At 66.3% G+C, this 12,070-nt stretch carries 7 protein-coding genes; 3 read left to right on the plus strand and 4 right to left on the minus strand.

The window, feature by feature from the left end:
- Positions 1-1,094 precede the first annotated feature (1,094 nt).
- Together ACIQFU_RS36845 and ACIQFU_RS36850 are read left to right on the plus strand one after the other, a co-directional pair.
- On the plus strand, positions 1,095-1,508 hold the full coding sequence (locus ACIQFU_RS36845; RefSeq protein ID WP_134655069.1) for an organic hydroperoxide resistance protein: 414 nt from the start codon (positions 1,095-1,097) through the stop codon (positions 1,506-1,508).
- Between the two features lie 755 nt (positions 1,509-2,263).
- A complete protein-coding gene (locus ACIQFU_RS36850; protein ID WP_381610359.1) occupies positions 2,264-3,136 on the plus strand; it encodes a GNAT family N-acetyltransferase in 873 nt (290 codons plus the stop codon).
- Positions 3,137-3,243: 107 nt separating this feature from the next.
- On the opposite strand, the gene ACIQFU_RS36855 is transcribed toward ACIQFU_RS36850, so the two are convergent.
- Both ACIQFU_RS36855 and ACIQFU_RS36860 read right to left on the minus strand, forming a co-directional pair.
- Positions 3,244-3,840, minus strand: a complete 597-nt coding sequence (locus ACIQFU_RS36855; RefSeq protein WP_381610362.1) for an NADPH-dependent F420 reductase — start codon at positions 3,838-3,840, stop codon at positions 3,244-3,246.
- A 42-nt stretch (positions 3,841-3,882) separates the two neighbouring features.
- Positions 3,883-4,728: an inositol monophosphatase family protein gene (locus ACIQFU_RS36860; protein ID WP_381610365.1), complete on the minus strand. Its 846-nt coding sequence runs from the start codon at positions 4,726-4,728 to the stop codon at positions 3,883-3,885.
- Between the two features lie 130 nt (positions 4,729-4,858).
- Between ACIQFU_RS36860 and ACIQFU_RS36865 the strand changes: the two genes are divergently transcribed.
- Complete coding sequence (locus ACIQFU_RS36865; RefSeq protein ID WP_402557587.1) at positions 4,859-5,821, plus strand: LysR family transcriptional regulator; 963 nt, start codon at positions 4,859-4,861, stop codon at positions 5,819-5,821.
- A gap of 304 nt (positions 5,822-6,125) precedes the next feature.
- Here ACIQFU_RS36865 and ACIQFU_RS36870 read toward each other — a convergent pair whose 3' ends face one another.
- Together ACIQFU_RS36870 and ACIQFU_RS36875 are read right to left on the minus strand one after the other, a co-directional pair.
- A complete protein-coding gene (locus ACIQFU_RS36870; RefSeq protein WP_402557589.1) occupies positions 6,126-6,776 on the minus strand; it encodes a hypothetical protein in 651 nt (216 codons plus the stop codon).
- Entirely contained in the window at positions 6,773-7,699 is a 927-nt protein-coding gene (locus ACIQFU_RS36875) for a ParA family protein (protein WP_402557590.1), read from the minus strand. The genes ACIQFU_RS36870 and ACIQFU_RS36875 overlap by 4 nt, the downstream gene beginning before the upstream one ends.
- Positions 7,700-12,070: the final 4,371 nt, after the last annotated feature.

Here is a 12,070-nt window from a genome sequence, read left to right on the forward strand (position 1 = left end):
AGGTCTTGGGCCAACCGGTGCCGCCCTTGACGAATTCGAGTGTCCCGTTTGCGAGACTCGCGGGCAGAGCGGGCTGCAGACCGGCGCGGTTGCCGCCGAGGGGTCGGCCGCAGGGTACGCCGAGGCATTTCCGGAGCTGGATCGGCACACCGTGAGGCGTGTTCAAAGCTGCGCTCACTCGTTCTCCTGAAGCTTTCAGCGTCGGGACAGCGTCGAGAGGACGGGAGCGACTGCCGACGACCCGCCGGTCAGTGGTCTGCCGGCTCCCCCATTGCCCGCCGCCCCGTCGCGGGCTGTAGCGAACCCTACATACGCAACCTTATCGCGGCACCACCTCTCAGCATGCAGTCGGCATCAACTTCAGGCCGCGCAGACCGCGCAGGGACACACCGCCACACCGTCGGCGTCACCCACCTCGCATCACCTCCGAGGCGATGACGCAGCCGACACCACCGAAGCAGAACGTTCGGTATTGACGCAAGGCGCCTTCATGCCGCATCCTATGCAGAGCAAGACAGAACGTTCTCCCTACCTGGTGGGTGACTTCCCATGCCACTTCTGCGCCCCTCATTCCTGGCCGGTGCGGTACTGGCGGCTGCGGCCGCTTTGCCGGTCGCCGCGGTTCTACCGGCCGTCGCGGCCCCCTCGCCCGGATCCGCGACAGTCATGACAAGCACGGAGCACCCCGAAGCGGCGTCCACGGGATCGCTGATACAGGGCCTCCACGCGGATCCCTCAACCAGGAACGGCGCGGTTCATCGCCTACGACACGACAATCACCCGATACGGGCCTGCCCGCCGACGACCCGGTGATGAGGGCGCCTTGACGATGCGACTACTCGGACCCATCGGCGTCGATCCCTCTTCAGCGTCGGCACCAGGTATCCCGAGGCTCCTGTCCGGACAGGGAAGCACCGCGATGGCCGGGCACGCACCCTGGCCTCGTGGCCCTCCGCGCAGAGCCACCCGGTCGGCACCTTGTGTCCTGGCGATTTACAGAGAGCAAATACCACTGTTCATCCGGGTGCGGCAGTCCCCCAGGTTGCTGCGGCGGCTCTGCCGCCATGCCCAACACACAGAAGGAATCAATAATCATGGACGCGCTTTACACCGCGATCGCGACGGCGACCCAGGGCCGTGAAGGCCGGGCCACCACCTCGGACGGGTCCCTGGACCTCCAGCTTGCCATGCCGAAGGCGCTGGGCGGCAGCGGCGAGGGGAACAATCCGGAGCAGCTCTTCGCCGCCGGCTACGCGGCTTGCTTCGGCGGAGCGCTCGGTATCACGGGCCGACAGGCCGGCGTTGATCTCTCCAAGGTGGTCGTGTCCGGAGAGGTGTCGATCGGCAAGGAGGGTGAGGGGCTCGCCCTCGCCGTCGTTCTGCGCATCACACTTCCCAACGGTGTCGACCGCGCCACCGGCCAGGAACTCGTCGAAAAGGCACATCTGGTCTGCCCGTACTCCAACGCCATTCGCGGCAACGTCCCCGTGCAGCTCGTCGTCGAGTAAGTCTGCACCCCGGGCCATTCTTTCCCTGGAATCGAACGTATCGCAGAAGCCGGCTGCCTGATCGGTCGGCTGCCCGTAGAAGTCGCGGGCAGCCGACCGAGGGGCGGCATTGGCGGCCCTCGTGGTGACCTGGTGTCGTCGAGGGCGGTGACTGCTGACGCTGCCCGGATCGGGAGTCCCAGGACGCCGTGACGGCCAGGTTGCCGGGCCGCTTGGCTGTCCGGCTCAACACCCCCCGGCGCCCGCCGGCGCCATCGTGCGCTGTCGGCAGCAACCCTCTGCGTGACGCGTCGAGGCCGCTACCGCCCGGAACTTGGCGTGGGTCGGGGCACAGCACAGCGTCGGCAGGTTCGAACAGCGCATCCGCGCGGGTAGTCAGGCAGCCGGAGATCTCGGTCTGGGCCCCGACAACCGGATCGGAGAATCGACGCGTACAGCGTCGTACAGCAGACTCGTCCCCAGGGCCTTGGCTGGAGTTCGACGACGGTTTCGCGGACTGCCTGCCCCCGACGACGTCGCCGAGCGGTCCGCCGATCGGATTTGCCCCGTGCCGCCGTCAACTGCGAGGGCACTGCCCGTGACAATGCTGGAGTCGTCACGTGTCAGGAACAGCGCGGCGGGTGGCAGTCTCCTTGGGAACGACGTAACACCCCGCCGTGATTTCCGTCGATTCAAACCAATAGGCATGAAGGATTTCTATTATTTTGCATCAATCTGGTTCTGTTCTGAGGCCCCTGCGTCCGGTCGACATCACCGTGGCAGCAGATCTGCTGATGCTCGCAAGCGCTACCGGCATCCGCCACCATCTGGAACTTCAGCTGGCCACTGCGGAGGCCGGGAAGGACGGCTGGGCGTTCGTGGCGGAACGAGACGGAGTGGTCGTGGGCGCGGCCCTGTTGTCGAGGGACCCCGCGTTTCCCGGTTCAGTCATCACGCTCGTCTCCGTCTCCGAGCCCGCTCGCAGGGCCGGAGTGGGAAGCGCACTCGCTGACCTGCTGACTGAGCGGCTCAAGGAGGAGACGCTGCCCGCCTTCTACCGGCTCCGCGACGACCTCACCGAGGGGCGGCGCTTCGCTGAACAGTACGGCTACACGGTGCACAGCCACAGCGTGGGATGGGGCCTCGATCTGGCCTCCCAGCACGGCACGTTGGAGGCGGCCGCGCATGAGGCCTCCCGGTCTGCCCGCGTGCGAATTCGCCAGGCGGACCTGCCTCATGACATCGACGAAGTACTGGAGTGCGCCGCGCGCTGCCTTCCTGACTTGCCGACCGAGGAGGGTGACGTGAGGCAGGCAGGTGACTACTTCCCGGAGAACACCATCCTGCTGCTGGCCGAACGCGAGGATGAAGAGATCGAGCGACCGGCCCTCGGCCTGACAGCCCTGGCACCGGAGAAGGACGGCGACACCTGGTACACCCTCTTCACCGGAGTGGTGACGACTCACCGCAGGACCGGCATAGCCCGCGCGCTGAAGTCTGACTCGTTTCTCCGGGCCCACCGTGCCGGCGCACGGTCCGTACATACGCACAATCACGATACGAACGACGCGATCATCGGTCTCAACGCCTCATTCGGCATGCGACCGGCACCCGGCTACTGGGACTTGCGACGCCCGATCCCGAAGTGAGCGGGTTGCGAGCCGGGTGAGGCACCCCTTCTGAGTGCAGAGCCGGCGCACTCGCGAGCGACCCCCTGTGCGGAAGACAGTCACCTTCCGCACAGGGGGTCGCGGCGTCAGCGGGCGATAGACACGGCGAAGGGCACGAATCCGTCGGAGCGGATCACATGCGGTACGAACAGCACGGCGGCTTCGGTGGCCCGAGCGGTCTCGATCCCGCCGAGGTCCGTGATCCATTCGGGCTGCCAGCCCAGGTCGCCCAGGAGCCCGCGGACCACCTGCTTGGCCTCCGTGCTCTCGCCGGAGAGGAAGGCCGTCGGCTTCTGAACGAGTGCGGCCGGCGCGGTCATGACCGGATAGAGCATCGTGTTCAGCGTTTTGACGACGTGAGTGTCGGGGAGCGCTGCCTGCAGTCGCTCGGCGAGGCTCGATCCGGGGTAGATCAGTTCGCGGGGCAGTCCGTCCGGGCCGTCGACGGTGGCATTGGCAAGGTCCACCAGGATCTTGCCTTGCAACTCCTCACGCAGAGCGGACAGCCGCTCCAGTGAGCCGTCGCCGGGTGTCGCGTTGATGACGATGTGCGCTTTCCGAGTGCTGTCGGCCGCCGAGCCCTGCGCACGCCCTCCGATGCTCACCTCGTGCCCGACTCGGGTCAGAGCTGTGGTCAGGTTGCCGCCGACGCGGCCGTTTCCGAGTACTGCGATCTGGGTCATGGAGGCCTGGTCCTTTCGGTGCGGGGGGGGGATTCCGCGTGGTCAACGGGTGAGAGTGGCGACGGCGGCCGCGTGCACGCCCGGGGCGGCGGCCAGGAAGCTGTCGCTGTCCGGGGTCCACGTGCGTCCCGCGGCATCGGAGATCCGACCGCCGGCCTCGGACACGAGGAGTGCTCCGGGAAGCAGGTCCGCGCGTGCGCCGGTGAACTGCCAGAAAGCATCGATCCGGCCTGCGGCCACGGACAGCAGGTGCAGGGTGGCCGGCACGGACGTGCGCACCACGAGCGCGTCGAGAAGCATCGCGGTGACGGAGGCGCCGATGCGTCGCACGATGCTCGTGTCCTCGTCCGGCCTGGCCTGGCTGGTCGCCACGAGAGCGAGGCCGAGGTCCGTCGCCCCGGACACCCGCAGTGTCCGGCCGTTCAGGTGGGCACCACCCCCGGCGAGAGCCGTATAGGTCTCACCGGTCAAGGGCAGGTGGACAACGGTGAGTATCGGGCGGTTGTCATGCACCAGGGTGGTGGTGACTGCCCATTCCGGCAGGCCGTGCAGGTGGTTGATATTGCCCTCCGCCGGATCCACCAGCCACCATGCGCCAGAGGGCAGCGATCCACCCTGCAGCTCGTCATCCACCCAGCGAGCGTCCGGCCGCAGGGCCGTGAGGCGAGGCTTCAACACCTCTAGTACCGCGTCGTCGTTGGCAGCGAGCGCCCGGGTCAGATCGTCGCGGCTGTCGGTGCGGATCGCGTCGCCGAAGCGCTCCCGAAGGACGGAACCCGCCGTACGAACGGCATCCGACGTGTGTGCCAGCAGCTCGGCACAGGGCGAGACAGGTGCCTCTGCTCCGGCTTCGGCAGACAAAACGGTGCTCCGTGTCGATTCGGGCATGACAGTCTCCCATCCAAGAGGGGGTCATGGGGCGGGCGGGAATCTTCCTTCGATCCGTCCTCGCCTCTCGACCGTATGTTTCCACTTCATTAACAGCAAGTGCATGTCATGAACGCCTAACATGACTCACATGCAATTGGACTTGAATCTGCTGACGGCACTCGACGCGCTTCTGGAGGAGGGCAGCGTGGCCGGGGCAGCAGCGAGGCTCCACGTGACCGCACCGGCGATGAGCCGGAGCCTCGGCCGAATCCGGCGCACGACGGGAGACCAGATCCTGGTGCGCACCGGCCGCGTGATGACCCCGACGCCCTACGCAGTCTCCGTCCGGGAGCATGTGCACGAGCTGCTGCTCCAGGCCCAGACCGTGCTGGCGCCCAGCCGTGAACTCGACCTCGCCTCCTTGGAGCGCACCTTCACGCTCCGCTGGCACGACTCCCTGGTCACCCTTGGCGGATCCGCTCTCCTGTCTTCGGTCCGCCGCCAGGCGCCGGGCGTGCGGCTGCGCTTCCTCGCGGAATCGAGCCTCGACACACCCGAGTTGCGCCGCGCTCAGATCGACCTGGAGGCCAACGCGGACCGTTCCGCAACGCCGGACATCCGGAGCGCGCATGTGACGTCGAGCCGGTACGTGATCGTCGTACGCCAAGGGCACCCGCTCACCCGCGACCAGGCCGTCACCGCCACGCAGTACGCGGCGGCCGAGCACATCACCGTTTCGCGCCGCGGGCATCTCGGCAACACGTTCGACGACGCCTTCGCACAGCTCGGTCTCACCCGGCAGGTGGTGGCGGCCGTACCCACCGAGGCGGCCGCATTCGCGTTCGCTCGCGACTCCGACGTCCTTCTCACCGTCCCCGACATCACGGTGCATCCGGCAGCCACGGCTTTCGGTCTGACCGCCCTGCGCCTGCCGATCGAGCTGCCGCCAGCCCCGCTGTACCTGTCGTGGCACCAGCGCTACGACGGCGACCCCGCGCACATGTGGCTGCGTGACCTGGCACGAATCGCTCTCGGCGGCCGGGACAGCGGGTGCGTCGCCCGCACTGACCGGGACGCTGCAGGCGAGAGCGAGGCGAACGAGCTGCCCTGACCGGCAACATGGTGCGGCACGTACTGATCAGGTGCAGCGTGCCACTCTCGCGATCACGGTGTCGGTTGCAACGTCCTCCTCACTCGTATCCGGCCGGAAGGTGAGGAGAGCCGACAGCCCCGTGCCGCTCAGACACCGGCCGGTCCAGCGCTCCCGGCGTGATCGCGGGCTACCCGTAGGACGGTCCGACCCGGACGAATTGATCCCGTCGTCATGGCGGTAGGCACATCCGGAAGGCAATCGTCCGGCCTCACGTCACACGAGGCCGGACGAGTAGGGTGTCCGGTCGTCCTCTCCAACCCGGTCAGGCGTCGCGGCGTCCCGGAAGGAACTGGTCGAGCACGACGGCAAGGAACTTGGTGTGGTCCGGAAGGCCGGACTCCCTCACCAGGCGGTCGATGATCGCTCGCTGGGCCTTGGTCGGTTTGTACTGCAGTTGGACGGGGCCGAGTCCTCGCAGGTCCGAGTCGTCGGGCTTGACGGTGACGGCGAACAGTTTGGACTGGAATTTGGGCGCGCGCCGCGCGTCCTCGACGACCTGCGCGAGTCCCTTCTCGGCGGCCGCCTCGACGGCGACCAGCACGATCTGGGTGTGTGTGATGTCGTTCTGCTTGCGGTACTTGCGGAAGCGCGCCGCCACGTTCTGGGACACGTAGAAACCGACGGGCTTCGCGGTGTCCGCGTCGTTGAGTTCGAGCTCGGGGTCCGGCTCCCGTACGGCCTCGCGTGCGGGCTGGGGAATCACCGACGGTGCGGCCAAAGGGGTCGGCATCGGCGTCGCCGGCGCTACGGGCTGGCTCTGCGCCGGAGCGGCGGTCGCCCAGCCGGCGAGCGCGCTCGACGAGGCCGCCGAGCCACCACTTCCACCTCCGCTGAACAGATTGCCGACTCCCTCGTCGGACATGCTCTGCTCGTCGTCCGCGTCCATGCGCTTCTTGCCCTTGGGCGGGGTCATGCGGCAGCTTCCTTCCTGAGCTCGAGTGCCCTGGCGAACATCTCTTCAGTGAATCCTTCGTAGTCGGAGACCAGGCCTTCGACGGTCTCGGGGATGGTCCGGTCGCCCTCCCTGCGCCGGTCGGCCAGCTCCTGGACCAGCAACCCGCGCTTGCGTACGAGGCGTGCCACCGCTTCCGTGTGTCCGATGAGGTGCTTGAACATGTGGGCGTCCTCGCCGAGCACCTTGTGAACCTGTTGTCGTACATCGGCGTGAATGCCCGTGTAGGTCCGGCCCGTATCGAACAGGAGTACGCCGAGAAGCTCCAGGTGTGGGTTGAGTTGGCTGACGAACCTGACGTAGGAGAACTCCAGGCCGATCTGGGCGAGTCCGTCCTCGGCGCCGCCGTCGCTCTTGACCGGGATGATCAGCCAGCGCGCGGTGGAGAGAGCGAGTCGCTGGAGCGACGGGTTCTCGGGCGGGGTGTCGAGGATGATGATCTGGTACTCGTGTGCGATCGGCAGCAGGCACATCAGCAGCCGCAGGTATGCCTGGGGGCCTTCCTTCGCGAGAAGCGTGTGGAAGAAGATGCCGAACTCGTCGCCGAGCGCCGGACCACCCATGACGACATCCAGGTTCTCCCTCACACCTCGCCGGGGCGTCAGGGGGGTGCCGGTGCGCAGGGACTCAAGGAGTCCCGCTCCCCCGTCGTTCCACTCCGCACGCTTGTAGCCGAGTTCACGCGCGATGTTGCCCTGTGCGTTGCAGTCGATGATGAGGGTTCGCAGCCCGCTGCGGGCCGCTTTGCCCGCAGCGTTGGCCGACACCGACGACTTGCCCACACCACCCTTGCCGTTGCCGAACATGAAGATGTGCGACAGCGAGGCCCACGGGATCTGGGGCAGGTGCTGCTGACTGTCAGGTGCCGCGAAGGGACTGGCCATGGATCCTCTCTCAGTATCGTTCAGGTCCGGGGAAGTCCCGGTGAAAACGGGAAGCTGGCACGCGATCAGGTGGCGAAACGTCCGCTTTAATGGCGTTCGCCCGAGCGAAAGTTCTCTCAGAACGATTCTGAGCCTCAGAACGCGTGATCCTGATGCCGAGTACCCTCCTGAACCCCGCTCATGAGGGGCGGCAGAGCCCTCCAACTCCCCTTCTGGGCTGGTCAACGAGGGATCTGGTGATAGCGCTTAAACGTGACACCCCGCATCCCCGCTCGCCTGACTGTTCACTGCTTGGCAACTCGGCTCAGTAACCACTCCGCCAGTGGTGCTTCCAGCAGGGTGAGCAACCGTCACTCCCATAAACTCAGTCACCTCCGGCGAAGTTGCGACACAAAGTGATGCACAGGCTAGCAGAGTGATCATGATGCGGGTACGACGACATGCGCATCAACCGACTATGGATTTAGCGTGCAAGCAAGTCCCGGCCCCAGCGGGTCCTGCAACCTGATCACTGGTCCACACTCCCGCACGCGGTTGTGCTCTGCGTCCCGTCACTACGCCAACCGACAACCTGGTCACCGTGTCGACGTGCTGCCCAGTCCAACGGCCCGTCGGCTACTGGACATGCGACGGGGCGGCGAAGCCGACGTTCATACCGGCAGACCACGGGACCCGCACGTGGACCGGTCGACTGGCGGCGCCATCCATCACCGAACCCACCTGGACCCCTGCTTCCCTTCAGGCCGCGCAACGCGTTTCCCAATAGGCCCCCGTACTGACTCACCACTCCCCCGCCGGTCCTGCGACTCACCTGGCGTGTATGCCTGCACCACATCAAACCCACAACCAACTTGATGTCCTGACCTGCCACCTGGCGTCCAGTCCTGCCAGGAGTCATGCATGCCTGTTGAGGGACATGTTCACCCAACCACGGACTGTCTCCTGTGCCTGCATCTACACCTCCTGTCCCGCACGGAACTCCCCTTGCAAACAGGTAACCGTTCCCGTACGGAAGCCAACCCGGAGACAGGTGTCCTGACAGGCAAGGCATCCGATTTGGCGATCGGCAGCCAAGCAAATGACCCACTCCGCCAACCCGCAAGCACGCGCTTCCGTAGGCCACTTGACCTGAAGGCAGGCCTTCGCTCTCACGACCATCTTCACCTGCCGTCGGACCCGCATCCAGGTAGCCACGTCCGCTTGCGAGTAACTTCCCAACCAATCCCGGCTACCCGCATCTGAACCGACTGACGTGCAGACCGCCAACCATGCCAGCTAACGAGCTTGAGACTCTGCACTCCTCCAAGCGCATGCCAGTGTCTTTTCCCAGATGGAGACTCACGCGACGATCCACACCGTCTGAGTAGTGTGAGGCAGCATTGGAAGGTACGCCCTGATCAACGCACTGCCCTGAGCTCGTACCAGTGTTTGACTACAAGCTTGCTCCAGTGTTTGCAGGCTTGTTTATTTTCCCTGGTCAGACGGCGCATCCGCGCTCTACATCAGAGTTCACCTTAGAGACACTGATGCCACTTCGTCCAGCTCTCTAAGCTTGAACGATGGCGAGTGGACCGCTGCTCGGCGTGACAAGTTTCCAGCTGGCGACTCCCTGATGTCAGAGGAGCATAGTGATGGGCAGAGGATCGGAGTGACTGTCCAGTACCCATCTCGGGCTCTGCCGCACTCGGCTGGCACCCTTGAGCGAGAAGAACCTACTGTCAGGAACATGCGTGCGAAGCATGTGAAGCCGGGATTGCCCCTACCAGTTGACCATCTCTCATGGTCAGGCAGCGCGCGCGAGGAGTCGCGAGACTTGTGCATTTCGCTGACTGCCGTGCATGACTGTCACGGCGCTCAGGAGCCCTCCGGCGGGTGACGATCTCTTCGGAGAGTGGTTCAGCAGCGCGTTTGGGGGATTGAGGTAAGTGCAACTCGTGGTTGGCTGTGGGGATCGTCCTCCTTCTAGCTCGTCGATAGGTGGCCAGACTCCTGGTTCCTTCTGGTCCTCACACGGCTCATCCGGCGCTTCGCGCGTACGCGCTTCTGTACGGATCGTTCCCGGCAGCATCAGCTAGTCTGGTGTCCGCGCAGGCGCTACTCTCTGCGGTCCGAAATGAAAGCTCCGGCGGGCCCGAGGTGCCATGTCGGAGTGGCACGGCGGCCTCCACCGCTTCCGACGAGCAGAACCGCACCGTGACCGGATGGGGGGAGTACTCCTTGGTTCCGCGGCGAGCGTTCGCCTGGCTTGCAGGGTTTCCGATCGATCGCGAGATCAAACAGGGTGCTCTCCGAAGCGGAATCCCCCGCACGTGATGATGGCGCCGGACGCCGACCACGGTCCGCCGATCGTTCGGCCCAGGAGGCAGCGGAGTCCGCAGAGCGCTATGAGCGGCTCTGCCGTGCGGGGCGTCCACGGGGCGCCCCGCAGGGGGGTTGTGGTTGCTCACCATGGAGCGACGGGTGCCCATCAACGAAAGTGGGTGGTCTTCGCACTCGTGACACTTCGTCCAATGAGGGCATGTCACGCCCCATCCACTGCCGTCCGACTCGGTCCTCGTCCACAGTGCCCGTGGGTACGCCCGGCACCCAGTCGGTGCCGCGCTGTGAGGGGAGGCTGGAGTGGGGCGAATAGGTGGAGCCGGAGGAGGGACGCAGCGAAGGGGCGTGGGGACAAGCTTCCACAATCAGCGCAGCCGAAGACCCGGCTGCCTGCGGACGACGCCCCGCGTCTCGTGTTCTGCGGCATGCGGAACGCTGCCACGTACCCCGAACCGGGCGCCTACTGATGCCGTGTACAGTTCTTGCAACTGTCTTCACGCCTCTTTATGACCTGCCCGGTGACGGGACCGGGGGGCGGCCCTGTGGGGGGGGGAGGGGCATCGTCCACTCTGCGGCTGCCGAGGGGCCGGCCGCGTCGGACAGGCCGAGCAGGGGCCCGGTCGGGTGGGGCCCGGAAGTCGCCCGGAGGAGCCACAGAGGGCGCTGGCCGGTGATTCCGGTCCGTTCTCTGAGAGGCTCTCAGAGAACTCATTGAGAGTTTGACTATCTGGCAGGGGTCGATCCGATGGCGCCAGTAAACCAGCCGACCGCAGGATCTGGACGCCGACGGTGTGAACGTGAACCACAAGCGCCTCGGGCGAGTGATGCGGAAGTCCATGCCGGGCCTCACGTCGGCGCCAGTACCCGCCGATCAGCAAGTCCTCACCGAAAGACGCCACCATCCACTCGGCCGCGTCGGGTGCGAGACTCATGCGCTCGATCTGTGCCGACTCCTCTGCGATCGCCGCCGTGCGTGCGGACAACTCCGTCTCGTAGGCGGCGATCTCCGCGGCCGGGTCCTCGGTGTTGTCGGCGATCGCTTGGGCCAGGACGGCACCGTCCAGCATCGCCTGGATCGATCAGAGCGCTCAGTTCCGGGTCCCAGCCGGGGGACATGTCCTGCAGCCGGGCCGGGGTGGCGCTCCAGTGTCCGTCGTCGAACCGTTGCCGGTCCGCTCAGGCGGCGTCGGCCCGAACACTCACCGAGACACAGATCGTTCCTTCCCGAACGGCTGCGCCCCCAGGTTCAGGTTGCCGCCGAGGGCGATTGCGCTGCCGGGCCCGACGGATCGCGAGACCCGAGGCCGGCGTTGCTCGGCGTCGCTGATCATCAGCCGGAGACAGGCGTAGAGGTGAACAGGACGCTCGTCAGTGAGGAAGGCCGGATGCGGGAACGTCCGCCGTCCGCGCCAGTGCAGGAGGTCCGACTCGGTCTGGGTGCCATCGGTGAAGGTCAGCCGGTGGCCGCGGCGGGGGACCGCTGGACGGCCGTCAGGTGGGCCCCAGCCGATAGCGCTGTTCGGCACCTTTGACGGGAGTAGCCCGCGGAGGCTTTCATTCGCATCAGCGAACCCAGGGGCTTCTTGCGCGTGGGCCATGAACAACGGCTTCCGGACAGTGCACTGTCCGTCGAGACGGCGTACCCCTGCAGCACGCCTTCCTTCCGACCTACGGAGGCAGGGGGCTTCTGCGCAAGGAGCCTGAATCCAGGACGCGCGGGGGATGGCCCAGCAGGGCGGCCCTCGCCTCCCGACGCAGGGGCTCTGCGGGCCTGCGGGGGCGCTGGCGGGACGATTGACGGGCCAGCAGGGGGCTTCGGGACGGCTTACGGGTGTCAGGGGGGCGCAGTCCCGCCCGGCCGCGGCGCGGACTGAGAACGCTTCGGTCCCGCTTCAGTCCCGTCCCGGAAAGGCGCAAGTCAGCGAGCTACTCAAGATCCAACCACGGGCTCAACGGGACTAAGACCGTGTCCTACGTGGTGAGGCGGATCAGTCGCTTGTAGCAGCACAGGGTGGCGGCGAGGCCGAGAAAGGCCAGGTAGTTGCGGGGATC

Source organism: Streptomyces sp. NPDC093065 (assembly GCF_044754585.1).
GTDB lineage: Bacteria > Actinomycetota > Actinomycetes > Streptomycetales > Streptomycetaceae > Streptomyces.

What these genes read in the sequence shown, in the direction of transcription:
- ACIQFU_RS36845 (WP_134655069.1), top strand. Translation starts at nt 1,095, where the DNA reads ATGGACGCGCTTTACACCGCGATCGCGACGGCGACCCAGGGCCGTGAA.
- ACIQFU_RS36855 (WP_381610362.1), bottom strand. Translation starts at nt 3,840, where the DNA reads ATGACCCAGATCGCAGTACTCGGAAACGGCCGCGTCGGCGGCAACCTG.
- ACIQFU_RS36860 (WP_381610365.1), bottom strand. Translation starts at nt 4,728, where the DNA reads ATGCCCGAATCGACACGGAGCACCGTTTTGTCTGCCGAAGCCGGAGCA.
- ACIQFU_RS36865 (WP_402557587.1), top strand. Translation starts at nt 4,859, where the DNA reads ATGCAATTGGACTTGAATCTGCTGACGGCACTCGACGCGCTTCTGGAG.
- ACIQFU_RS36870 (WP_402557589.1), bottom strand. Translation starts at nt 6,776, where the DNA reads ATGACCCCGCCCAAGGGCAAGAAGCGCATGGACGCGGACGACGAGCAG.
- ACIQFU_RS36875 (WP_402557590.1), bottom strand. Translation starts at nt 7,699, where the DNA reads ATGGCCAGTCCCTTCGCGGCACCTGACAGTCAGCAGCACCTGCCCCAG.